We start from the raw sequence: 23,840 nt of genomic DNA on the forward strand, positions 1-23,840 counted from the left end.
TTGCCGCCGGCGTGGACCCGCCGGCCGGCGGCGCGGACGGCGCGGCCGATGCCGGGGGCGGCGGCGGCGCGGTGCCGACGCCGAACAGCGACGGCGACGCGCTGGGTGAGGACGGATCCGCCAGCGGCGCCGCCTGCGCCGCGTGCTGAGCGTTGGTGCGGTCCGCGATCAGCGAATCGGTCAGCTTCTTCAGTTCGTCCATGTTCGGCGGCGCCGGCTTGGCCGGCACGCTGGCCAGGCTGGGGTACGGCTCGTTGGCGCCCGGCGGCGCCGGACGCTGCTTGGCGATCTCGCCACCCTCCGCCTGATGCCACCAGTTGACCGGGTTCATCGAACTGCTGCTGGAACAACCGGCCAGCATGCCGGCCACAGCCGCCACCAATCCGCCACGAATGCCGGTGAAACACACGACTTGAACCGCTTTTGTGGCGCCCCTAGGTTGCGCGCCTCTCACACTAGCCACCATATGCTGGGTCCGTTCCCGATACGCGGCGGCCTGTGTAGCCGCTGGTGTCGCCGACGCAAAGGATGTCTCGATGTCTGCCAATGATAAGATTGCGGGTGCGTCCCCCGCCCCCAGGCCCACCGGTGGCATTCCCGGCCTCGACACGGGCGCGTTCAAGATGCCGGATCCGGCCGTCGTCGGGCGCTCGATGGCCGACATCGCCGAACGGTCCCAGCGACTCGTCGCCGAATGGCTGAAGCGCCAGCCGATGGAGGACCACGCAGCAGATCCGCTGAACATCGGGCGGGCGTTCATGGAGATGACCACGCGGCTGATGGCCAACCCGGCCCGGCTGATGCAGGCGCAACTGGGCTTCTGGCAGGACTACGTCACCCTCTGGCAGAACACCACCCGCCGGATCATGGGCATGCCAGCCGCGCCGGTGATCGACCCGCCCGCCGGGGACCGCCGCTTCCGCGACGACGCCTGGAAGGAAAACGAGGTCTTCGACTTCATCAAGCAGTCCTACCTGCTGTCGGCGCGCTATGTGCAGGACGTCGTCGCCCACGTGGACGGCCTGGACGCCAAGACCGCGCAGAAGGTCGACTTCTACGCCCGCCAGTTCATCGACGCCATGAGCCCGTCGAACTTCGTGCTGACCAACCCGGAAGTGCTGCGCAAGACCGCCGAAACCGGTGGCGAGAACCTGCTGAAGGGCCTGAACAACCTGCTGAGCGACCTGGAGCGCGGCAAGGGCCAGTTGCACATCAAGATGACCGACTTCGACGCCTTCAACGTCGGCGAGAACATCGGCGTCACGCCCGGCAAGGTGGTCTACCAGAACGACCTGATGCAGTTGATCCAGTACACGCCCACCACCGAGAAGGTGCTCAAACGCCCGCTGCTGATCGGCCCGCCCTGGATCAACAAGTTCTACATCCTCGACCTGCGGCCGCGGAACAGCTTCGTCCGCTGGGCGGTGGGCCAGGGCCATACGGTCTTCGTCATCTCCTGGGTCAACCCGGACGAGCGGCTGGCCGAGAAGGGCTTCGAGGACTACATGACCGAGGGCTACCTCGCCGCGCTGGACGCGATCGAGCAGGCGACCGGGGAGCGGGAGGTGAACGCCATCGGCTATTGCCTGGGCGGCACGCTGCTGGCCTCGACCCTGGCCTACATGGCGGCGAAGGGCGACGACCGGATCAAGACCGCGACCTTCTTCGTGACGATGATGGACTTCCAGGAGGCCGGCGAGCTGGGCGTCTTCATCGACGAAGAGCAGTTGCAGTCGCTGGAAGACAAGATGAACAAGCGCGGCTACCTCGAAGGCAGCGAGATGGCCACGACGTTCAACATGCTGCGGGCCAACGACCTGATCTGGTCGTTTGTGGTCAACAACTACCTGATGGGGAACGATCCGTTCCCGTTCGACCTGCTCTACTGGAACGCCGATTCCACCCGCATGCCGGCGCGGATGCACAGCTTCTACCTGCGCAAGATGTACCAGGAGAACCTGCTGAAGGAGCCGAACGGCATCGAACTGGTGGGCGTGCCGATCGATTTGCGGAAGATCAAAACGCCGGCGTATTTCCTGTCCACGCGGGAGGATCATATCGCGCCGTGGAAATCGACCTATCGCGGCACGCAGTTGCTGGGCGGGCCGAAGCGCTTCGTGCTGGCGGCGTCGGGCCATATCGCCGGCGTGGTCAATCCGCCGGATGGCGGCAAGTACGGCCACTGGATCAACAAGGACCTGCCGGCCGACCCGGAGGCCTGGCTGCAGGGCGCGACCGAGATGGCGGGGTCGTGGTGGGGCGACTGGCATCGCTGGATCCAGGCCTCCAGCCGGGCGCAGGTCCCGGCGCGACAGCCGGGCGATGGCAAGCTGCCGGTGATCGAGGACGCGCCGGGCAGCTATGTGCAGGTGCGGCTGCTGGCGTAGGGGGCAGTATCGGGCTCCCGGCGGCTATCGAGCGGGTCCGCGGCAGACGGTCGTCGCCTCATCGTCATGGCCGGGCGTCCCCATGAGCGCTAACATAGCGGGGCATGAGGCACGGTCGTTCCCACCACGTCATGGTGGGCGAAGGCCCGCCATGACGCGGAAGGGCCGGTGCGCCACGGCCGTCCCTAAGTTAGCGCGTATGGGGCGTGTCCCGGCCACCTGCGCACAGACGATGGGGGGGTGGATGGCCGGGACACGCCCGGCCATGACGACAAGGCAACCGGCCAGGCCGCCGGTTTGTTTTCCCCTCACTCAGCGCATGCCGCCCATCGGGAAGCTTTCCGCCTCGGCCCGGGCGGTGGCGAAATTGGCGGTCTGGTCGTACGGCAGGTCGGACAGGACCGCCATCGTCTGCTTCGGCGGATTGGTGAACACCGGCGACGCCAGCGCCTGCGCGACCGCGTTCCTGTTGCCGGACTGCAGGCCGGAGGCCAGTTGCAGCAGCGCGTTCACCACAAGCTGTGGCGGCGCGTCCGGACGGATGCCGAGAATCCGGCGCAGGTCATCCCGCGCCTGCACCATGTCCAGCCTGGTCGCCGCGTCCATACCATCCCATCGGGGATTGTCCTGCAGTTCGCCGGAGAGGTACTCCAGCGCGACCACCGCCCTGGCCGCTGCCGCCGGGTTGCCGCGGGTGTTCTCGGATGAGGAGAACGCCCAGGCGGACTGGTTGATCGCGCCGACGTCGGTGTCCTCATGCGTGCCATAGACGCCGGCCGGCAGATATGGGGTCGCCGGCGTCGGCACCCGGCTGGCGCAGGCGGACAGGCAAAGGACCGGCAGGACGAGGGTCCGGAAGCCACGCATCGCAGCCATCCATCCGTGTTGCTGCCGTAAGCGGCACAGCCCCATGTGGCGTTGCGGCGCATGCCGGCCAATGGCCCTCACGCGGAGTGGAACGCCTTATCGACGCATGTGCCGGAGGATGCTGGCCGCCGCGAACGCCCGGGCCGGGTCAGCGAGCAGGGCGCCTGGGCGGCGGCGCGCTTCCCGGCCGGGCGGGAAACACGGTACCGCCGTGATCGATATTGGACTGCCGCACTGTGGCGGCGTAGGCGCCTGCCGTCATACCAATCGGACCTTGGGGAACGGATGAGGCGCGGACGATCGGCCGCCAGGCCGGACGCGATTGCGAACCTCGTCCCAGGTACCCCCGGCCTGCCCTGCGGCACGCCGAGGGCCACGGCATCAGCGGCCGAACAGCCGCATGCGCTCCAGCACGCCGTCCTTCCAGACGAACTGGTGGAACAGCGCAGCCGCCGCGTGCAAGGCAGCGAGGGCCAGGATGATGATCCCGATCGTGCCGTGAACGTCGGCAATCTGCTCGGCGAGCGCCTTGTTGCCGGGCGCGAAGGAGGGAATGGTGAAGAGGTTGAACCAGGTGTCGCCCCGCGCCGAAGCCAGGGTGAGGCCGAGCAGCACCATGACGCCGGTCAGGGCATTCAGCGCTCCGTGGACGAAACTTGCCAGCAGGATGGTCAGGCGGGTGCCGACGGGCCGCAATTGCCGGCCATAACTGCGCCGCCAGAGGATATGCAGCACCAGGACCGCGCCCAGGATCACGCCGCCGGTGATGTGCACCGAGCGTGCGTCGATCCGCAGCGGGCCCTTGGGGAACTCGTCGATCGAGAGCGCCACGATCCACTGCACGGCGATCAGCAACGCCACGAGCCAGTGGAACAGGATCGTTATCTTGTCATATCGGGTTGCGCTTGGGTTGACAGGCTGCATGAACATACCTCCAGAGTGTTGCCGGACAACGACGTAAACGCCGCGTGACACTGTGTAGCCTGTTTCCGTGCTTTGTTCGAGATGGCAATATTGGCCGCGGCGACGGCCCGTTATTGCCGACCAATTACAAGTAGTGGCATCGAACGCTTCGTGATCAGGGCCGGCGAACACGCCGGCGCGTCCGGCGTTGCACCCCCTATGTACCATGACCGATTGTTGCTGGCGGCAGGGTCGTCCTGCCGTGCCGGTCCGCCGGAACGTGCGGCCTCCCCTTCCCCTCCTGCCACCGGCTCGGGCGGAAAACTCGTCGAACTGGACGGGTTGCGCGGCGTCGCCGCCGTCATCGTCGTGGCTTGGCACTTCGCCCTGGGCTTCACGCCGCAGCGGATCGGCATCGTGCCGCCGTTCGACCCGCACGCGGGGATCGTCGGCAGCCCGGCCTTCGCGCTGCTGGATGGCCCGGGCGCGGTGATGCTGTTCTTCGTGCTGTCGGGCTATGTGCTGCCGCTGGCCTATTTCCGCTCGGGACGGATCGAGGTCGTGCTGCGCGCCGCGGCGAAGCGATGGTTCCGCCTGGTTGGACTGATGGTTCTCGCGGCCATCGGCTCGTATCTGTTGTTCCATTTTGGTCTGTACCACTACCGCAGAGCCGGCGAACTGACCCAGTCCAATTGGCTGGCGACCTTCGGCGGCGGCGATGCCGGCGGGCAGCTGCACCCGTCGCTGCTGCGCGCGGTGCTGGAGGGGTCGGTGTTCGCCTTCGTGCGGCCGGCGGACATGTACGACCCGGTGTTCTGGACGATGCGCGACGAGCTGCTCGGCAGCCTGCTGACCTTCGCGCTCGGCCTGGTGATCTGGCGGTCTCGCCCGCGGGCGGGCGCCGTGGCCCTGCTGCTTGCCGCGCTGGCGACGCAGTGGGTGGAGCCGCGGCTGGTTGCCTTCGTCGCCGGGCTGGCGCTGTCCTGGGCGAATGCGCGCGGCATGCTGGCCCTGCCCCGCTGGGCTCCCCCGGCCTGCCTGGGGGTGGGTTTGCTGCTGTTCGGCTACATTGAACCCCGCGGGTTGTACGCCTGGCTGGGCTTCCTGCCGCACGCCTCGGACTGTCGCTACGACCAGATCTGGGTGCAGACGCTGGGCAGCGTGCTGCTGATCGTCGGGCTGCTGGGCAGCGAACGGGCCGGGCGGGTGCTGGCCTCGTCGGTGGGGCGGCTGCTGGGGCGGCTGTCGTTCCCGGTTTACCTGTTCCACTTCCCGCTGCTGTGCTCGCTGTCGTGCTGGCTGTTCCTGGCCGCCAGCGCCAGCCTGCCGCACGCCATGGCGCTGGCGGTCGCGGCGGTCGGGACGGTGCCGGCACTGCTGGCCGTCGCCTATGCCTTCGCCCGGGTGGATGAGCTGTGGCTGCGGCAGGTGAACCGGGTGGCGCGGAAGGTGATCGTGCTGCCGGACGGGCAGGCGTCCGGACAGCCATGGGGCAGGCAGCGGATTGCCGACGGGGTGTCCGGTGCCGCCTCGGCCGCCCGGGACACGACCGCGGTCGCACCGTGATTGTTCCTGTATCGCCATGGTCTGTACAAGCCGCATCGACGCTACAGCAGACCGCAGGTTAGTTGGGACGCAGACGGCCTGTCTTCATCGTCATGGCCCGGCTTGTCCGGGCCACCTATTCCAGCACGTGTGCCGCGACAGGTGGCCCGGACAAGCCGGGCCATGACGAGTGAGGTGCGCCGTCGCCCTGTCTCAACCAACCTGCGGTCTGCTGTAACCTGGTGTGGCATGCGGCACAGTCGTTCCCACTACGTCATGGTGGGCGAAGGCCCACCATCCACGCCTTCGCCTGTATCAGCACCGTAAGGCGTGGATGGCGGCCCTGCGGCCGCCATGACGACGGGACGGCCCGCGCGCCGTGCCCGACCGCCTGGGTTAGCGCTCGTACGGACTACAGCAGACCGCACGTTAGTTGGGACGCAGACGGCCTGTCTTCATCGTCATGGCCCGGCTTGTCCGGGCCACCTATTCCAGCACGTGTGCCGCGACAGGTGGCCCGGACAAGCCGGGCCATGACGAGTGAGGTGCACCGTCGCCCTGTCCCAACCGACCTGCGGTTTGCTGTAGCCCGGCCATGACGGTGAGGCGCCAGCCGCCCCTTCGGGCCGCTGGCGTTACGCCACGCCTACCCCCAACGCCGCCCGCATCTCGTCCAGCGCCGCCGGATCCTCGATCGTCGGCGGCACCGCGGCTTCCTCGCCGTCGGCGATCTTGCGGATGGTGGCGCGCAGGATCTTGCCGGACCGGGTCTTCGGCAGGCGTGGCACCACCCGCGCGTCCTTGAACGCCGCCACCGGCCCGATGCGCTCGCGCACCAGCGCCACCAGCTCCGCCGCCACCTCGGCGTGCGGCCGATCGACGCCGGCCTTCAGGACCACCAGGCCGATGGGGGTTTGGCCCTTCAGCTCGTCCTTGGCGCCAATCACCGCGCACTCGGCGACGTCCTTGTGCGCGGCCAGCACCTCCTCCATCGAGCCGGTGGACAGGCGGTGCCCGGCGACGTTGATGATGTCGTCGGTGCGGCCCATCACCCAGACGTCGCCGTTCTTGTCCACGATGCCGGCGTCGCCGGTGCGGTACCAGCCGGGGAAGTCCGACAGGTACGACCGCTTGTAGTTGGCGTCGTCCTGCCACAGCGTCGGGCCGCAGCCGGGCGGCAGCGGCAGGCGGATCGACAGGTTGCCGGTTTCGCCGCGCGGCAGTTCCTGGCCCGCGTCGTCCAGCGCGTGCAGGTCATAGCCCGGGCACGGCCGCCCGCCGGAGCCCGGCAGGAACGGGAACAGCCCGAACTGGCGGAAGCCGGCGGTGATCGCCCAGCCGGTCTCGGTCTGCCACCAATGGTCCACCACCGGCTTGCCCAGCAGTTCGCTCACCCAGACGGCGGTGGGCGGATCGCAGCGCTCGCCGGCCAGGAACAGCGCGTCCAGCGAGGACAGGTCGTATTTCTTCGCGAAAGTCCCCTCGGGGTCCTGCTGCTTGATCGCGCGCATCGCCGTCGGCGCGGTGAACAGCACCTTCACCTTGTGCTGCGCGATCACCCGCCAGAACGCGCCGGGGTCCGGGGTGCCGACCGGCTTGCCCTCGTACATCACGGTGGTGCAGCCGCGCAGCAGCGGGCCGTAGACGATATAGCTGTGCCCGACCACCCAGCCCACGTCGGAGGCGGTCCACCACACCTCGCCGGCGTCCACGCCGTAGATCATCCGCATGGAGTTCCACAGCGCCACCGCGTTGCCGCCGTTGTCGCGCACCACGCCCTTGGGCTTGCCGGTGGTGCCTGACGTATAGAGGATATACAGCGGATCGGTCGCCAGCACCGGTACGCAGCCATGCGGCGCGGCGGCGGCGACAGCGGCCTCGAAGTCGTGGTCGCGGCCGGCGATCATCGTCGCCTCGGCCTGCGGGCGCTGCAGCACCAGCAGGGCGTCCGGCTTGTGCGACGACATGGCGATCGCGGCGTCCAGCAGCGGCTTGTATTTCACCACCCGGCCGGGCTCCAGCCCGCAGGAGGCGGTGACGATCACCTTCGGCTTGGCGTCGGCGATGCGGGTGGACAGTTCCGCGGCGGCAAAGCCCCCGAACACCACCGAGTGGATCGCGCCCAGCCGCGCCGTCGCCAGCATCGCGACCGCCGCCTCGGGCACCATCGGCATGTAGATGACGACCCGGTCGCCCTTGCCCACGCCCAATGCCGCCAGGGCGCCGGCCAGCTTTTCCGTGCGGGCCAGCATCTCGGCGTAGGTGAAGGTCTTGACCTGCCCGGTCATCGGGCTGTCCCAGATCAGCGCCGCCTGCTCGCCGCGGCCGTTTTCGACGTGGCGGTCGAGGCAGTTGTAGCAGGTGTTCAGCATCCCGCCGGCGAACCACTGGCCGTACGGCCCCATGCCGGGATCGAATGCCTTGTCCCACTTTTTGTCCCAGGTGATGCCATAGGCCTCGGACGCCCACCAGGCGGCGGGGTCGCGGATCCAGTCGGCGTAGGCTTCGTCGTAGCTCTGGGCGTTGGTCATGATGGTGCGTCCCCCTTCGGAAATCTGCCGCTTTTCAGGCCGGACCGTTTGGTGGTCAAGATGGTCTTGCGCCGCGGATCAGTCGATGGTTTCTGCTGCCCGAAAATGGAGGACGACATGATGCAGATCAAAGACCTGGCGGCGGTGGTCACCGGCGGCGGCTCCGGCCTCGGCGCGGCGACCGCGGCGCAACTGGCGACGCTGGGCGCGAAGGTGGCGGTGGTGGACATCAACCGGGACGCCGCGGACTCGCACGCCCGGGCCATCGGCGGCACGGCCATCGCCTGCGACGTCGCCGACGCCGCCTCGGCCGAGGCCGCCTTCGCCGCCGCCCGCGCCGCGCATGGCCCGGTCCGCATCCTGGTCAACTGCGCCGGCATCGGCACCGCCGGGCGCATCGTCGGCCGCGACGGGCCGCTGAAGCTCGACTCGTTCGAGCGCGTCGTCCGTGTCAACCTGATTGGCAGCTTCAACATGCTGCGCCTCGCCGCCGCCGAGATGGCGGAGCAGGACCCGCTGGAGGAAGGCGAGCGCGGCGTCATCGTCAACACCGCCTCGATCGCCGCCTATGAAGGCCAGATCGGCCAGGCCGCCTATGCGGCGTCGAAGGGCGGGGTGGTCAGCCTGACCCTGCCGGCGGCGCGCGAACTGGCACGCGTCGGCGTGCGGGTGGTGACGATCGCGCCCGGGCTGTTCCAGACGCCGATGGTCGACGGCCTGCCGCCGGACATCCAGGCCAGTCTCGGCGCCGGCATCCCCTACCCGTCCCGGCTCGGCCGTCCCGCGGAATTCGCGGACCTGGTGGCGCACATCGTCCACAACCGGTTCCTGAATGGCGAGGTCATTCGTTTGGATGGTGCGTTCCGGATGCCGCCGCGCTAGGAGGCAACAATGAACCACACGCACCAAGTCGTTATCGTTGGCGGCGGCCCGGTCGGGCTCGGCCTCGCCATTGAACTTGGGCAGCGCGGCATCGCCTGCTGCCTGGTTGAACGCTACCTGCAGCCGCGCCGCATCCCCAAGGGGCAGAACCTGACGCAGCGGAGCATGGAGCACTTCCTGCACTGGGGCATCGAGGACCAGGTGCGGGCGGCGCGGACGATCCCGGCCTCCTACGGCATCGGCGGGCTGACGGCCTATGGCACGCTGCTGGGCAAATACACTTACGACTGGCTGCAGCGCGACCTGGTGCGTGACTTCTACGCCACCGCCAACGAACGCCTGCCGCAGTACGAGACCGAGGCGGTGATGCGCCGCCGGATCGCGGAACTGCCGACGGTCGAGACGCTGTTCGGCTGGCAGGCCGAGGAAGTGGTGCAGAACGACGGCGGCGTCTCGGTCGCGGTGGTGCAGCGCAACGGCCCCGGCCGCCGCTGGCTGCGGGCGGCCTATATCGTCGGCTGCGACGGCGCGCATTCCATCGTGCGCGACCGGGCGCAGATCACCCAGACGCTGGTCGACCATGACCGCCTGATGGTGCTGCTGGTATTCCGCGCGCCGGAACTGCACGCGCTGCTGGAGCGCTATCCCGGCAAGTCGTACTATTGTGTGCTGACGCCGGAACTGGAGGGCTACTGGCAGTTCTTCGGCCGGGTGGACCTGGGCACCACCTGGTTCTTCCACGCGCCGGTGCCGGCGGGCACGCGCAAGGACAATTTCGACTTCCGCGCCTACCTGCACCGCGCCGTCGGCGCCGAATTCGCCATCGAGTTCGAGCATATCGGCTTCTGGGACCTGCGCTTCGCCACCGCCGACACCTACCGCAGCGGCCGCGTGTTCATCGCCGGCGACGCCGCGCACAGCCATCCGCCCTATGGCGGCTATGGCGTGAATACCGGGCTGGAGGACGTCCGCAACCTGGGCTGGAAGCTGGCCGCGGTGCTGAAGGGCTGGGGCGGCGCCGGACTGCTGGACAGCTACAGTGCCGAGCGGCAGCCGGTGTTCGCCTCCACGGCGCGCGACTTCATCGAGACGTCGATCCGGGTGGACCGGGATTTTCTCGCCGCCTTCAGCCCGGACCGGGACCTCGATGCGTTCGAGGCGGTGTGGGAGGAGCGGCAGTCCGGCGCGAGGTCCGAGGTGGACCTGTTCGAGCCGAACTATGAGGGCTCAGCCATCGTCGACGGCCCGCCGGACGGGCGGTGCAGCGCCGTCGGCTCGCACATGTTCATCGCCCGGCCCGGGCACCACATGGCGCCACAGCCGATGTCGGACGGCGGGACGGTGTTCGATGACCTCGGCAACGGGTTCACGCTGCTGGCCTTCGATATCGATCAAAGCGTGATGTCGGCGTTCGAGAAGGCGGCCGAGGCGATGAAACTGCCACTGAAGATCGTCACCGACAGCCGCGACGGCGGGCGGGAGCGGTACGGTGCGGCGCTGGTCCTGGTGCGGCCGGATCAGTTCGTCGCCTGGACCGGCGATGCCGCGCCGGCGGACGTGGCGGCGTTGCTGCGGAAGGTGGTTGGCGGCGCTGCGGATCGGGGCTGACGGCGGCGACGGGAGAGTAGCCAGCCGGGGGAGGCCGCCCGGCGCGATCGTTGCGGTTCCGTCGTACCGGCTGCCCGGGGCAAGCCCCATTGGCATCATAATGGCGGCGGCGCTTGCTATCCCGTCATGCCGGGCGGTGCTGAAACCAAGGAAGGCATGGGTGGAGGGCTCCCCGGCCTTCGCCGGGGACATGCTTCGCCCACCATGACGTGGTGGGAACGCTCGTGCACCTATCCCGTGATTTTAACGTCAAGGCGGGTCAAGGCCGGCGGTTTTATACGATTCCCGGGGCACATTGTCGGTTTTCGTCACTCTTCAGGCCAACGCAGGTCAGGCCAACGCAGGCCGCACCAACAGCCGTGGAAATCAGCCAGAATTTTCCCGGAGCCGTATTATACCAGCCGTCTGGCTCGGGTGGGTCACGTCGAAGGACCGCAATCGTCACGATCGCCATTTGTGTTCATTCGTGTTCATTTGTGGTTGCAAACAAAGCGATCTCAGCCTGACGGAAGTGCCGGATGGCCGCATGAATGCAACCACAAATGAACACGAATGAACACAAATGTTCTCTGGTTTCAGCCACCCTGCCTCGTCGCGGACGTTGCCTGGCGAAACTGGCGCTTGTCATGTTCATGTTCGGCGGCGCTGTCCGGACCCGCGGGAACCGGTCATGACAGCGCTACGCAGGACGGGCACTGATCCGGGCGATTGGTATTACTGCTTGAAACCTTCCTTCTGATCCCTGTACGGCGTGCCATACACCGGCGGCCGGAAATTCGCCCCGGCCTGCGTGTGCTGCTTGGTCGCACCCATCGCGGATCCGGAGTCCTGATCGGCTGCGGCGTCGCCGCCGGGCTGCTGCGTCGTCGCGGCCTGGGTGTCCGGCTTGGTTTCATCAGGCTTGGATTGCGCCAGCACCGGTGTCGCGGCGAACAAACCGATCGCCAGCCCAGCCACAGCAAAAAATTGCAGTCGCATGAAAACCTCCGAGCGGAACTGATGAATCAGAATTCATCATATGGCGTCGGCGAATGGGACTTGAAGCCCGTCAGATGACCGGGTGCTGACATTCCTGTCATCCAGTACGTGCCGGATGTCCGGCAACGTATCGGGACCGGAAGCGGCTGCCTGCCTGACCCGGCGCCGCTGGCGTGCGGCCGCCTCGCCGACGGCTACACCAGTCCGACGACCTCGGCCGGCGTCGCGGCCAGCGTGCCGGCGCCGGCCGCCTGCAATTCCTCGCGCCCGCCGTAGCCCCACAGCACGCCGACCGAGCGCAGGCCGTTCGCCTGGGCGGCGTGGATGTCGTGCAGGCGGTCGCCGACCATGGTGGTGGCGGCGGGATCGTAGCCCTCGACGCGCAGCAGGTCTGCGACCATCTCCCTTTTGTCGTCCAGCCCGCCGCCGGGCAGCGCGCCGTACACCACCGGCAGGAAATGGCGCAGGCCGAGATGATCGACGACGCGCTCGGCGAAATCCCGTCGTTTCGATGTCGCGACACACAGCCTGCGTCCGGCGTTGGTCAGCGCCTGAAGCATGGCCTCGATCCCCGGATAGATCGAGCAATCGTACAGACCAACTTCGGAGTACCGGGCGCGATACACCGCGGTGCCAAGATCGACCCGGTCATCCTGATACGTCTCCAGCAACCTCCGGATCGACACGCCGATCGGCGGCCCCACGGCCCAGGACATGTCGCCGATGGCGTCCGGATCGTGCCCCAGTTCGGACAGCATGAAGCGGAAGCTTGCCTCGATGCCCGGACGGGAATCCGCGAGGGTCCCGTCCAGGTCGAGCAGAACCGCGCGGCTCAAGCGGCCCGGCCGAACAGGCCGCCGTGCCGCGCGAGGAAGGCCAGGTGCGTGTCGGCGTCGCCGAACATCTGGTCGATCATGGTGACGCGCTTGAAGTAATGACCGACTGCATATTCATTCGTCATGCCGATGCCGCCGTGCAGCTGGATCGCCTCCTGCCCCAGGTGCCGCGCCGAGCGGCCGATCTGCACCTTGGCGGCGGAGATGGCTTTGCGGCGCTCGATCGGGTTGGTTTCCTCGGCCATCACCGCGGCGAACAGCGCCATGCTGCGGGCCTGTTCCAGCGCCACCAGCATGTCCACGGATCGGTGCTGCAACACCTGAAACGATCCGATGGGGCGGCCGAACTGCTTGCGGGTTTTCAGGTATTCCAAAGTCAGGTCCTGCATCACCTGCATCGCGCCGACGGCCTCGGCGCACAGGGCGGCGATGGCCTCGTCCACGACATGCTCGATCAGCGGCAGCGCGTTGTCGTTCAGCACGTCGCCGGCGGAGACGCGCACGTTGTCCAGGGTGATTTCCGCCGCGCGCAGGCCGTCCTGCGTCGGGTAGCCGCGGCGCGCGACCCCCGGCGACGTCGGATCAACCATGAACAGGCCGATGCCGGCGCGGTCCCGCCGCTCGCCGCCAGTGCGGGCGGTCAGCAGGATCTTGTCGGCGGCATCGCCGTGGATGACGACGCTCTTGGCGCCATTGAGGACATACCCGGAACCATCCTTGCGTGCCGTCGTGGTGACATCCGCCAGGTCATAGCGGGAGTGCCGCTCGACATGCCCAAACGCCAGCTTCAGTTTTCCACCCGCGACGCGCGGGGCCAGGGCGCCGAGCGTGGCCTCCGGCGCCGCCCGGCGCAGCAGGCCGCCGCCCAGGATGACGGTGGCGAAATAGGGCTCCAGCACGAGGCCGCGGCCGAAGGCTTCCATGACGATCGCGGTTTCCACGCCGCCGCCGCCGAAGCCGCCCAGTGTGTCCTCGAACGGCAGGCCGAGCAGGCCGATTTCGGTGATCTGGTCCCACATCGCCGGGTTGTAGCCGGCGGGCTCGCGCATGTATTTCTTGCGCTGCTCGAAGCCGTACTGGTCCGTAATGAACCGGTCGACGCTTTCCTTCAGCAGGCGCTGGTCTTCAGACAGGTCGAAATCCATGGTCAGAGCCCCAGAATCGCTTTGGCGATGATATTGCGCTGTATTTCGTTCGACCCGCCGTAGATCGATACCTTGCGGTAGTTGAAATACATCGGCGCGGCCTCGGTCGCGTACTCCGGCCCGACGATCGGCTCGTTCTTGCCGTCGAACTCGCGCTGGTACGGCATGACGTAGGGGCCGACGACCTCCATCAGCAGTTCCGTCAGTTGCTGCTGGATCACCGAGCCTTTCAGCTTCAGGATCGACGATGCGGGATTCTGCTTGCCCTTTTCCAGCTTCCTTTCATCGGACACGACGCGAAGCTGGGTCATTTCCAGCGCCTTCAATTCCACTTCCACCGCGGCGAGTTTCTCCAGGAAGCGGGCGTTCTGGATCAGCGGCTGTTCGCCCGCGAACTCGAGCGCGGCAAGCTCCTTGATGCGGGCGATCTTGGCCTTGGAGTTGCCGACGCGGGCGATGCCGGTGCGTTCGTTGCCGAGCAGGAATTTCGCGTAATCCCAGCCCTTGTTCTCCCGCCCGACCAGGTTTTCCGCCGGCACTTCCACGTTGTCGAAGAACACCTCGTTCACCTCGCGCCCGCCGTCCATCGTCACGATCGGCCGGACGGTGATGCCCGGGGTCTTCATGTCGATCAGCAGGAAGGAAATGCCCTCCTGCTGCTTGGCCGCGGGATCGGTGCGGACAAGGCAGAAGATCCAGTCGGCGTACTGCGCCAGGGTGGTCCAGATCTTCTGGCCGTTGACGATGTACTTGTCCCCCTTGCGCTCCGCCTTGGTGCGCAACGAAGCCAGGTCGGAGCCGGACCCGGGCTCCGAGAATCCCTGGCACCAGAAGATGTCGGCATTGGCGGTGGCCGGCAGAAAGCGGCGCTTCATCTCCTCGTTACCGAACTGCGCGATCACCGGGCCGACCATGCTGGTGTTGAAGGCGATGGGCGACGGGCAGTTGGCCTGCTGCATCTCGTCCTGGTAGAGATAGACCTGCACCGGCGACCAGTCCTGCCCGCCCCACTCGACCGGCCAGTTCGGCGTGGCCCAGCCGCGCGCGTTCAGGATGCGTTGCGCGGTGATCATGTCGTCGCGGGTCAGGCCCTCGCCTTCGGCGACCTTGGCGCGGATGGATTCCGGAATGGCGGTGCGGAAGAAGTGGCGCGCTTCGTCTCGGAAGGCGATTTCCTCCTTGGTGAAATTCAGGTCCATGGACGGCTCCTTATTGTGCCTGTTTCGTTAGAGGGGCAGATGCATGACGTCAAATCGTCGCCGGTAAGTTGGCCGGCCGTTGGCCCCGGTACCGCGACGGCGGGAACTGGCAGCAACGGTTGCCCTATCGTCATGGCCGGTCCCTCACCGTCGTGGCCGGAACACGCCCGGCCACGACGGTGAGGCAACGGACCAGGCGCCAAATCCTTCTCCGCCAATCCCCCTACCCTGATACCCATGGGGGTACGCCCGACTGTCGGCGCCAGCGAGACCGCCTTATCACAGCGGTCCTTCACGGCAAGGCCAGTCCGCCGCCGTCGATCGGCAGGGCGTGACCGGTGATGCCGCGGGAGTCCGGCCGCAGCAGCCAGACGACCGCATCCGCGACCTCCTGTGGCGAAGCGACCCGGCCGGTCGGCACGCCGGCGGCAGCCTGGTCCGGCGTGATCCCAAGCTCGCGGTAGCGCTGCGCCGCCATGCCGGTATCGACCCAGCCGGGGCACAGCGCGTTCACCGTGATCCCGCGCGGCGCCAGCGCCATCGCCAGGGCGCGGGTGAACCCCACGACTCCGTGCTTGGCGGCGCAGTACGCCGTCTGGTCCGGCACGCCGCGCAGCCCAAGCACCGAGGCGATATTGACGATCCGTCCAATGCCGTCCGGCAGCAGCGGCAGCGCCGCCTTGCAGCAGTGATAGGTGCCGTGCAGGTTGGAACCGATGATCGCGTGCCACAGCGCGTCGTCGCCATCCAGCCGGTTGGTCCCGGCGATCCCGGCGCAGTTCACCAGCGCGTCCACCCGGTCGAGCCCGCCGAACACCGCCCGCACCGCGTCCGCATCCGCCACGTCGCAGGCGGCGAAGCGGTGCGGCGTCTCCGCCGGCTGCCGTGCCAGCACCAGCACCTCCCATCTTTCCTCCCGCAGCCGATCGGCGGTGGCCCGGCCGATGCCGCGCGTGCCGCCGGTAACGACGGCGCGCCTCATTGCGCCGTCCCGCCGCCATCGACCGGCAGCACCACGCCGGTGATGAACGATGCCGCGTCAGAGGCGAGAAACGCCACCGCCGAGGCGATCTCCGACGGCGCGGCGAAGCGGCCCAGCGGCACGCCAGCCTTGTAGGCGTCGGCCGAGGAGGCCGGGAACCGCTCCGGATACCGCGCCGCCAGGTCGCCGATAACCGTGGCGAGCATCGCCGTCTCGGTGCTGCCGGGGGCGATGCAGTTGACCCGGATGCCGAACCGCGCCCAGTCCAGCGCGGCCGACCGCGACAATTGCGCGATCGCGGCTTTGGACGCGCCGTAGGCCGCGCTGACCTGCTTGCCGATCAGCGCCTGGTCTGACGCAATGTTGACAATGGCGCCGCGCCGCCGCTCGGCCATGCCCGGCAGCACCGCCTGCATCAGGGCGTAGGCGGCGAGGAAGTTGACGCTGAACACCCGCTCGACCTCGGCCAGCGGGGTTTCCACCACCGTGCCCAGCACCGTCACCCCGGCGTTGTTGACCAGGATATCGATCGGCTCGTGCGCGGCGATCACGTAGCGCAGGCGCTGCGGCAGGGTGGTGGTGTCCGAGAGGTCGAAGTCGGGCAGGTCGAGGCCGATGACCTCGGCGCCGTCGCGCGACAGCACGTCGCAGATGGCGGCGCCGATGCCGCCATGGTGACCGGTGACGATGGCGCGTCGTCCCGCCAGGCCGAAACTCATGTCGGAACCCATCTTGCCTCCTTGCGCAACGCTGCCATGCTCGCGATCAAATCAACAGAAGGAAGGGAACCCGAACGATGCGGTGCCTGATCGCGATCCTCAGCCTGTTGCTTATGTCTGGCGTCGCCCGCGCCAACGACAAGATCACGTTCGGCCTGGACTGGAAAGCCGAGGCGGAATACGGCGGCTATTACCAGGCGCTCGCCACCGGCCTCTACAGCCGGCACGGCCTGGACGTGGCGATCCATGAGGGCGGGCCGCAGGTCAACCATATGCAGTTGCTGATCGCCGGGCGGCTGGATTTCAGCATCGCCGGCAATTCGTTCCTGGCCATGAACATGGTCAAGGAGAACGTGCCGTACCGCGCCGTGGCGGTGTTCTTCCAGAAGGACCCGGCGGTGCTGATCGCCCACCCCGGCCAGGGCAACGACAGCTTCGCGGCGCTGAAGGGCAAGCCGATCATGATCAGCGGCGATACGCGGATCGGGTGGTGGAACTACATCAAGGCGAAGTACGGCTATTCCGACAGCCAGATCCGGCCCTACACCTTCAACCTGGCACCATTCCTGGAGAACAAATCCGCGGTCCAGCAGGGCTACTTGGGGTCGGAGCCGTTCTCAATCGAGCAGGAGGCGCATTTCCAGCCGGTGGTGCTGCTGGTCGCGGATACCGGCTACCCGGGCTACGGCAGCATGATCCTGACGTCGGACGAGAAGATCAGGCAGCAGCCGGACCTGGTGAAGCGGTTTATCGATGCCTCGATCGAGGGGTGGTATTCATACCTGTATGGCGATCCGTCGCCGGGGAACAAGCTGATCAAGGCGGCGAATCCGGAGATGAGCGACGCGCTGATCGCGTATGGGATCGAGTCGATGAAGAAGCACGGTATCGTCGACTCGGGGGACGCTGCCACGATGGGGATTGGCGCGATGAGTCCGGCGCGTTGGAAGGCGTTTTATGAGACCATGTCGGGGCTGGGGCTTTACCCGAAGGGGCTGGATGTTACGAAGGCATATACGCTGCAGTTCGTGGATCATAAGGTCGGGATGGATATGAAGCACTGATGGTTGCTCGCCTTCTGTCACGGCCCGCAGCGGCGGCGCCCCCTCCGCCTCTTTCTCATCCGCCGCCGTCCCATCCGTCATGGCCGGGCGTGTCCCGGCCATCCGCGCTGCGACGGTGGGGAGCGGATGGCCGGGACACGCCCGGCCATGACGATAGAGGGACGACGTTGCTCCGCCCCACGCCCTGTCCCGATAGCCATGGGGCGTGTCCCGGCCATGACAGTGGGGACGCCCCCTCACCCCCCGCATGCTGACCGTCAGCAACGTCGGCCGCATCTTCCCCGGCGGGGTGGAGGCACTGCGCGACACCTCTCTCCGCCTGGACGAAAGCGACTTCATCGCCCTGCTCGGCCCGTCCGGCTGCGGCAAGTCCACTTTGCTGCGGCTGATCGCCGGATTGGACCAACCGACCAGCGGCCGGATGCTCTGGGACGGCAGACCACCTGCCCCCGGCGACATCGGCTTCGTCTTCCAGGACGCCACCCTGCTGCCCTGGAGCACCGCCGAGGACAACGTCTTCCTCCCGCTCCGCCTGCGCGGAGTCAGCCGCAGCGAAGCCATGCCGATGGTCCACGCCGCGCTGCACCGCGTCGGCCTCACCGGCTTCGAAACCGCCCGACCACGCGCCCTGTCCGGCGGCATGCGCATGCGTGTGTCGATCGCCCGCGCCCTGGTCACCCGCCCGCGCCTGCTGCTGATGGACGAACCCTTCGCCGCCCTGGACGAGTTCACCCGCCACAAGCTGCAGGCGGATCTGCTGGATGTGTGGAGGGAGGCGGGCTGCACCGTCGTGTTCGTCACCCACTCGATCTACGAAGCCGCCTTCCTCGCCCGCCGCGTCGTGCTGATGACGCCGCGGCCCGGTAAGATCGCCCGCGAGATGACATCCGCCCTGCAACCGGCCGCCGAGACGCGGCTCGATCCCGCCTATGCCGCCTTCGTCGCGGAGATCTCCCGCGCCATGCAGGCGGCACTGGCATGAGGGGAGCGCCGGCCCTGTTTGGCCTGCTGGCGCTGGCGCTGTGGGAAGCGGCGGTGCGCCTGCTCGGCGTGCCGGTGTACGTGCTGCCCGGACCCATCGCGATCGTCCAGGCGTTCGCGGCCGATCCGGTGGGGCTGCTGGAATCCCTGACCTCCACGCTGTTCGTGACCTTCGCGGCGCTGGCGATGGCGGCGGTGCTGGGCGGGGCGATGGCGGTGGCGATGTCGGCCAGCCGGCTGGCGCAGGCGGCGATCCAGCCCTGGGCGGTGGCACTTCAGGTCACGCCCCTGCCGGCGATCGCGCCGCTGATCATCATCTGGGTCGGGCAGCCGTTCCTCGCCCTGGTGGTCTGCGCCACCATCGTCGCGTTCTTTCCACTGTTCGCCAGCACCGCCAGCGGCCTGGCCTCGGCGCCGCCGGAGCTGAACGACCTGTTCCACCTGTACGGCGCGCGGCGCTGGCAGACCATGCGGCTGCTGCGCCTGCCGGCCGCACTGCCCTATTTCCTGACCGGCCTGCGCATCTCCGGCGGACTGGCGCTGGTTGGCGCGGTGGTGGCGGAACTGGTCGCCGGGTCGGGCGGCTTCGCCTCGGGGCTTGCGTACCGCATCCTCGAGGCCAGCTTCCGGCTGGAGATCCCGCGCATGTTCGCCGCCCTGGTGCTGTTGGCACTGGCCGGCATCCTGCTGAACTACGGCCTGGGCGCCATCGGCCAGGCCATCCTGCGGCGTCGAGGAGGCGTATGAACCGGCTGTTGATTTTCGGGCTGGGCTACAGCGGCACCGCCATCGCCAGAGCGGCTGCGGCTTCCGGCTTCACCGTCACCGGCACGACGCGCGCCGACAAGCCCGGCAGCGTCGCCTTCGACGCCGCCGAACCGGCCATCGCCGCGGCGACGCACATCGTCTCCACCGCCGGCACCGATCCCGACGGCGATCCCATCCTGCCCCGCTACGCCGCCGCCATCGCCGCCGCCCCCAACCTGCGCTGGATCGGCTACCTGTCCAGCACCGTGGTATATGGCGACCGCGGCGGCGCCTGGGTGGACGAGGACACGCCGGCCGCCCCGTCACAGCCCCGCGGCCAGCGGCGGCTGGAGGCCGAGGACGGGTGGTCCCGCTTCGCCGGCACCCACGCCGTGGACATCTTCCGCCTCGCCGGCATCTACGGCCCCGGCCGATCGGCGTTCGATGAGCTGCGGGCGGGGCGGGCGCGGCGGATGGTGAAGCCGGGGCACATGTTCGGGCGCATCCATCGCGACGACATCGCGCAGGCCGTCGTCGCCGCCATGCGCCAGGACCGCCCGGCCGGCCGCCGCGTGCTGAACCTGGTCGATGACGAACCATCGGAAAGCGCCGAAGTGGTCACCGAGGCGGCCGCTCTGCTGGGCGTCCCGCCGCCGCCGCAGGTCGCGTTCGAGGAGGCCTGGGCAACGATGAGCCCGATGGCCCGCAGCTTCTGGTCGGAGAACCGCAAGATCGCCTGCGCGAAGACCAAGGCGGCGCTGGGGATGTCCTGGCTGTACCCAACCTACCGCGAGGGCCTACGCGCCATCCTGCGCGAGGAGCGCGGCAACGGTCTGCCGTAGCAGCGCCAGGTCCGACGGCCGCGACAGCCGGTGGTCGCCGTCCTTTACCAGGATGACACGGCAGTCCGGCGTCTCCAGTTGGCGGGCGGTGTCCAGCGCCAGTTCCCAGGGCACGTCCGGGTCCGCCTGGCCGTGCAGCAGGCGCACCGGGCAGTGGATCGGGATGCAGCCGGTCAGCACCCGATGCTGCGCGCCGTCCCGGATCAAGGCCAGGGTGATCGGCGTCGGGTCGCCGTACTGGCTGGGGACATGCAGCACGCCGTCCCGCTCCAGCACCGCCCGCTCCGGCGGCGCCATGGCGTCCCACATCAGCCGCTGGGTGAAATCCGGCGCGGCGGCTACGCCGATGAGGGCGGCGACGCGCCCGGGCCGGGCGAGCGCGGCCAGCAGGGCGATCCAGCCGCCCATCGAGGAGCCGACCAGGATCAGCTTGCCGGCCGTGAGCGCGTCGATCGCCGCCAATGCGTCGGCCGCCCAGGCGCCGATGGTGCCGTCGAGGAAGTTGCCGCTGCTGGCGCCGTGCCCCGAATAGTCGAAGCGCAGCATCGCCAGGCCGCGTTCAGCGCAGAGCGCCGCCAGCGACGTCGCCTTGTCGCCGGTCATGTCGCTGCGGAAGCCGGGCAGGAAGACGATGGTGGGGCCGCGCCCCTCCTGGCGGATCCAGGCGAGTTCGGCGCCGTTGCCGCGGTCGAGGCGGCCGGTGGTCTCAGTCATGCGGGTCAAATCCCAAAGAACAGCCAGTCCAATGCGCGGGTCAGGTCGTCCCGGTAGTGCGCAATCGAGCCGACGGGGTGGCGCAGGAGGCGGGCCGACAGGTTCGTCATCAACGGGAACATCACGGCATACCGTCCTCCGCCATGCTCGACGATCGGCAGCAAGCGGGTAATGGGCGTGCCTGGCGTCACCGGCGTCAATGGCGCGATCATCTCGCTCTCGCCACCGACGATATTGGCTTGCAGAGCGACGATCAGTGGATAGAGGGGTCGTGACCGGCGGCTGGGATTGGCGAACAGGTCATGCTGCATCGTCGTTCAGGTGTTCGTCGTCCGCCTCATCCGGCGTGAACATGGCCTGGGATTCCGGAAACGGATAGCCATGGGTGCGGAGAAGTTCATCTGTATAGCGGACCGCTGCCTTGATCTCTTCGACGATCGCCGCCTTCTCCGCAGCCTCGAACGCCGCGATCAGGGCCGCTTCGGCCACCCGGGAAATGTTGATCCCGTGCGCCACGGAGCGGGCAACCAGATCGGAATTCAATGTCACGCTGACGGTCTTGCGCCTGGCATTGTGGTCATACAGCGGGGTTCGCACCGGCCTGTCTCCCGTGTCCAATCACACGGGTGATGCTACCCGTGCTCCACCGCCACAACAAGCATGATACGGTGGCGGCATGTCGTCCTTGCCCGAGTCGTCCGCCATCCTGCAGGTCCTTCCCTCCCTCGTCACCGGCGGCGTGGAGCGCGGTGCCGTCGAGATCGCGCAGGCGATCGCCGAAGCCGGCGCGCGGTCCCTGGTCGCCTCCGCCGGCGGCCCGCTGGTGCAGCCGATCGAGCGTGCCGGCAGCATCCACGTCATCCTGCCGTTGGCGACGAAGTCTCCACTGGGCATCTGGCGTAACGCCGCCGCGCTGGAGGCGCTGATCCGGGCGGAGAAAATCTCCCTCGTCCACGCCCGCTCCCGCGCCCCCGCGTGGTCGGCCTGGCTGGCCTGCCGGCGCACCGGCGTGCCGTTCGTGACGACCTATCATGGGGCGTATGGCGAGGAGTTCCCGCTCAAGCGCCGCTACAATTCGGTGATGGCGCGCGGCCGCATCGTCATCGCCGCCAGCCAGTACATCGCTGATCTGGTGATGCGGCAGCACGGCGTGCCGGCAGCGCGGATAAGGGTCATCCCGCGCGGCGTCGATCCGGCGCAGTTCGATCCGGCGCGCATCGACGATGGCCGCATCGCGCGCCTGCGTGACGCATGGCGGCTGCCGGTGGGTGCCCGCACCGTCATGCTGCCGGGGCGGCTGACCGGATGGAAGGGCCAGGCGGTGCTGCTGGACGCCATCGCCCACCTCGGCCGCCGCGACGTGGTCGCCGTGCTGGTCGGCTCGCACCAGGGCCGCCATCGCTATGCCCGGGACCTGGAGCAGCAGGCAAGCCGCCTCGGCATTGCCGACGCGCTGCGGATCGTGGGACAGTGCGACGACATGCCGGCGGCGCTGTGCCTGGCGGATGTCGTGGTGCACGCCTCGACGAAGCCGGAAGCGTTCGGGCGCGTTGTCATCGAGGCACAGGCGATGGCGCGGCCGGTGATCGCCTCCGACCTGGGCGGGCCGGTGGAGACGGTGCGGCATGGCGAAACCGGCTGGCGGGTGACGCCCGGCGATCCCGCGGCGCTGGCGGCGGCGATCGCGATGGTGCTGGACCTCGATCCGGCCGAGCGGCAGGCAGTGGCGGAACGGGCGCGGGCCTCGGTGCCGACGGTGCGGGCGATGCAGGAAGCCACCCTGGCGGTTTACCAGGCGATACTGGGGACGGAATGAACGAGAAGCGGAAGATGCTGGCGGGGGGCCTCTACGACGCCGCCGATCCGGAGTTGCAGGCCGAGCGGGACGCGGCGGCGCAGTGGATGGCGCGCTACAACGCCGGCTCCGGCCTTCCCGCCGCGCAACGGCTGGCGGTGCTGCGTGAGCGGCTGGCATCGGCCGGCGATGGCACGGAAGTCCGGCCGCCGTTCTTCTGCGACTACGGCAGCAACATCAGCCTGGGCGATCGGGTCTTCCTGAACTTCAACTGCGTGATTCTCGATGTCGTCCCGGTCACCATCGGCGACGGCACGCAGATCGGCCCGGGCGTGCAGATCTACGCCGCGGACCATCCGCGCGATCCCACGGCGCGACGGAGCGGGCTGGAGTTCGGACATCCGGTCCGTATCGGCCGCAACGCCTGGATCGGCGGCGGCGCGATCATCCTGCCGGGCGTGACCATCGGCGATGACGTCGTCATCGGCGCCGGCAGCGTGGTGACGCGCGACGTGCCGGCCGGAGCGACGGTCGCCGGCAATCCGGCCCGCCCGTTGGCACAGGCAAGCCGATAACCCGCCGATCGGCGGCTATTCAGTGGGCTGGTCCGATGACCTGTTTCCACCGATGAACCCGCCCAAGTGGGCCGTGCTGGAGGGCTGCAATCCCGGCCAGCGCTTTGCTCTGATGGAGCAAAGGCCGGTCGCACAATGAACGCCGCCTGCCAGGTTCGCACGACCGCGGAACCGCAGACCAATCGCGGCAGGGATGCGGCTTGCGGCGCCCCCGAGATCTCCCGGTTCCCGCACAGGGAGCGTCTGCACATGCCATCGCCGGCGCGATCATCGCGCACCGGTGGCCGGGGCGGCGGAGCCGGGAGCGGACGGGGCGATGCCGGCGACCAGGGCGCTGGCGCTCTCGGTCAGCAGGTTGATGCGCATCATTTCCTTGGCGCGCTCGGCGGGCGACAGGTGATCGAGGCCGGCGTGGCACTCGGCGGCGACGTCGGTCATCGCCCGGGCCCAGATGGCGCGGCGCTCCGCCTCGTCGGGCCGCGCGGGTGAGGCGGCGGCTGGCCGGTTCGGCGTGGCGGCGGGAGGGGGCGTCGGCTGGGC

The 23,840-nt window shown here is 68.5% G+C and carries 23 protein-coding genes and 1 pseudogene; 10 read left to right on the forward strand and 14 right to left on the reverse strand.

Translation table 11 applies throughout. The features are described 5' to 3' along the window. A pseudogene (locus CCS01_RS17975) lies at positions 1-331 on the reverse strand (hypothetical protein); the annotation flags it as partial. Positions 332-623: 292 nt separating this feature from the next. Between CCS01_RS17975 and CCS01_RS17980 the strand changes: the two are divergent. Further along, positions 624-2,387, forward strand: coding sequence for a PHA/PHB synthase family protein (locus CCS01_RS17980; RefSeq protein WP_104520155.1), 1,764 nt, complete (start codon positions 624-626; stop codon positions 2,385-2,387). Between the two features lie 312 nt (positions 2,388-2,699). Here CCS01_RS17980 and CCS01_RS17985 read toward each other — a convergent pair whose 3' ends face one another. Further along, a complete protein-coding gene (locus tag CCS01_RS17985; RefSeq protein WP_104520156.1) occupies positions 2,700-3,254 on the reverse strand; it encodes a hypothetical protein in 555 nt (184 codons plus the stop codon). Positions 3,255-3,635: 381 nt separating this feature from the next. Next, positions 3,636-4,178 (reverse strand): cytochrome b, encoded by a 543-nt coding sequence (locus tag CCS01_RS17990; protein ID WP_158258467.1) that lies wholly within the window; start codon positions 4,176-4,178, stop codon positions 3,636-3,638. Positions 4,179-4,376: 198 nt separating this feature from the next. Here CCS01_RS17990 and CCS01_RS17995 point away from each other — a divergent pair, with 198 nt between their 5' ends. Then, entirely contained in the window at positions 4,377-5,723 is a 1,347-nt protein-coding gene (locus tag CCS01_RS17995; protein WP_158258468.1) for an acyltransferase family protein, read from the forward strand. 614 nt (positions 5,724-6,337) lie between these two features. On the opposite strand, the gene CCS01_RS18000 is transcribed toward CCS01_RS17995, so the two are convergent. Continuing rightward, positions 6,338-8,233 (reverse strand): AMP-binding protein, encoded by a 1,896-nt coding sequence (locus CCS01_RS18000; protein WP_104520158.1) that lies wholly within the window; start codon positions 8,231-8,233, stop codon positions 6,338-6,340. Between the two features lie 117 nt (positions 8,234-8,350). On the opposite strand from CCS01_RS18000, the gene CCS01_RS18005 reads away from it, so the two are divergent. Beyond that, positions 8,351-9,115, forward strand: a complete 765-nt coding sequence (locus tag CCS01_RS18005) for an SDR family NAD(P)-dependent oxidoreductase (RefSeq protein ID WP_456307607.1) — start codon at positions 8,351-8,353, stop codon at positions 9,113-9,115. Positions 9,116-9,124: 9 nt separating this feature from the next. Further along, positions 9,125-10,723 carry an FAD-dependent monooxygenase gene (locus CCS01_RS18010; protein ID WP_104520159.1) on the forward strand — a complete coding sequence of 533 codons (1,599 nt, stop codon included), beginning with the start codon at positions 9,125-9,127 and terminating at the stop codon, positions 10,721-10,723. A 714-nt stretch (positions 10,724-11,437) separates the two neighbouring features. Here the strand turns inward: CCS01_RS18010 and CCS01_RS18015 are convergent. The 6 genes from CCS01_RS18015 to CCS01_RS18040 all read right to left on the reverse strand — a co-directional run bounded on the left by CCS01_RS18015 (position 11,438) and on the right by CCS01_RS18040 (position 16,594). Continuing rightward, positions 11,438-11,701 carry a hypothetical protein gene (locus CCS01_RS18015; RefSeq protein ID WP_104520160.1) on the reverse strand — a complete coding sequence of 88 codons (264 nt, stop codon included), beginning with the start codon at positions 11,699-11,701 and terminating at the stop codon, positions 11,438-11,440. Between the two features lie 194 nt (positions 11,702-11,895). Next, entirely contained in the window at positions 11,896-12,537 is a 642-nt protein-coding gene (locus CCS01_RS18020; protein WP_104520161.1) for an HAD hydrolase-like protein, read from the reverse strand. Beyond that, entirely contained in the window at positions 12,534-13,682 is a 1,149-nt protein-coding gene (locus CCS01_RS18025; protein WP_104520162.1) for an acyl-CoA dehydrogenase family protein, read from the reverse strand. The genes CCS01_RS18020 and CCS01_RS18025 overlap by 4 nt, the downstream gene beginning before the upstream one ends. Positions 13,683-13,684: 2 nt before the next feature. Beyond that, a complete protein-coding gene (gene pimC, locus CCS01_RS18030) occupies positions 13,685-14,881 on the reverse strand; it encodes a pimeloyl-CoA dehydrogenase large subunit (RefSeq protein WP_104520163.1) in 1,197 nt (398 codons plus the stop codon). A 292-nt stretch (positions 14,882-15,173) separates the two neighbouring features. Beyond that, the gene (locus CCS01_RS18035; RefSeq protein ID WP_104520164.1) at positions 15,174-15,863 is read right to left on the reverse strand and encodes an SDR family NAD(P)-dependent oxidoreductase; all 690 of its coding nucleotides are present in this window, start codon (positions 15,861-15,863) and stop codon (positions 15,174-15,176) included. Further along, complete coding sequence (locus tag CCS01_RS18040) at positions 15,860-16,594, reverse strand: SDR family NAD(P)-dependent oxidoreductase (RefSeq protein WP_204848335.1); 735 nt, start codon at positions 16,592-16,594, stop codon at positions 15,860-15,862. Before CCS01_RS18040 ends, CCS01_RS18035 begins: the two co-directional genes overlap by 4 nt. Before the next feature lie 65 nt (positions 16,595-16,659). Here CCS01_RS18040 and CCS01_RS18045 point away from each other — a divergent pair, with 65 nt between their 5' ends. The 4 genes from CCS01_RS18045 (at position 16,660) to CCS01_RS18060 (ending at position 20,216) form a co-directional block, all read left to right on the forward strand. After that, positions 16,660-17,646: an ABC transporter substrate-binding protein gene (locus CCS01_RS18045; RefSeq protein ID WP_104520165.1), complete on the forward strand. Its 987-nt coding sequence runs from the start codon at positions 16,660-16,662 to the stop codon at positions 17,644-17,646. Between the two features lie 247 nt (positions 17,647-17,893). Then, entirely contained in the window at positions 17,894-18,628 is a 735-nt protein-coding gene (locus CCS01_RS18050) for an ABC transporter ATP-binding protein (RefSeq protein ID WP_104520166.1), read from the forward strand. Next, a complete protein-coding gene (locus tag CCS01_RS18055) occupies positions 18,625-19,374 on the forward strand; it encodes an ABC transporter permease (RefSeq protein WP_104520167.1) in 750 nt (249 codons plus the stop codon). Before CCS01_RS18050 ends, CCS01_RS18055 begins: the two co-directional genes overlap by 4 nt. Next, on the forward strand, positions 19,371-20,216 hold the full coding sequence (locus tag CCS01_RS18060; protein WP_104520168.1) for an SDR family oxidoreductase: 846 nt from the start codon (positions 19,371-19,373) through the stop codon (positions 20,214-20,216). The genes CCS01_RS18055 and CCS01_RS18060 overlap by 4 nt, the downstream gene beginning before the upstream one ends. On the opposite strand, the gene CCS01_RS18065 is transcribed toward CCS01_RS18060, so the two are convergent. The 3 genes from CCS01_RS18065 to CCS01_RS18075 are packed head-to-tail and all read right to left on the reverse strand — an operon-like array spanning position 20,172 to position 21,527. After that, positions 20,172-20,930, reverse strand: a complete 759-nt coding sequence (locus CCS01_RS18065; protein ID WP_104520169.1) for an alpha/beta hydrolase — start codon at positions 20,928-20,930, stop codon at positions 20,172-20,174. The two genes, CCS01_RS18060 and CCS01_RS18065, sit on opposite strands and share 45 nt — an antisense overlap. A 5-nt stretch (positions 20,931-20,935) precedes the next feature. Further along, on the reverse strand, positions 20,936-21,241 hold the full coding sequence (locus CCS01_RS18070; RefSeq protein ID WP_104520170.1) for a CcdB family protein: 306 nt from the start codon (positions 21,239-21,241) through the stop codon (positions 20,936-20,938). After that, positions 21,231-21,527 carry a type II toxin-antitoxin system CcdA family antitoxin gene (locus CCS01_RS18075; RefSeq protein ID WP_158258469.1) on the reverse strand — a complete coding sequence of 99 codons (297 nt, stop codon included), beginning with the start codon at positions 21,525-21,527 and terminating at the stop codon, positions 21,231-21,233. Before CCS01_RS18075 ends, CCS01_RS18070 begins: the two co-directional genes overlap by 11 nt. A gap of 79 nt (positions 21,528-21,606) precedes the next feature. On the opposite strand from CCS01_RS18075, the gene CCS01_RS18080 reads away from it, so the two are divergent. Together CCS01_RS18080 and CCS01_RS18085 are read left to right on the forward strand one after the other, a co-directional pair. Beyond that, positions 21,607-22,746: a glycosyltransferase family 4 protein gene (locus CCS01_RS18080; RefSeq protein WP_104520172.1), complete on the forward strand. Its 1,140-nt coding sequence runs from the start codon at positions 21,607-21,609 to the stop codon at positions 22,744-22,746. Beyond that, entirely contained in the window at positions 22,743-23,300 is a 558-nt protein-coding gene (locus tag CCS01_RS18085; protein WP_104520173.1) for a sugar O-acetyltransferase, read from the forward strand. Before CCS01_RS18080 ends, CCS01_RS18085 begins: the two co-directional genes overlap by 4 nt. Positions 23,301-23,567: 267 nt before the next feature. Here the strand turns inward: CCS01_RS18085 and CCS01_RS33810 are convergent. After that, positions 23,568-23,840 (reverse strand): hypothetical protein (locus CCS01_RS33810; protein WP_204848336.1); only part of this gene is annotated, 273 nt, incomplete at its 5' end.

Source organism: Rhodopila globiformis (assembly GCF_002937115.1).
Lineage (GTDB): Bacteria > Pseudomonadota > Alphaproteobacteria > Acetobacterales > Acetobacteraceae > Rhodopila > Rhodopila globiformis.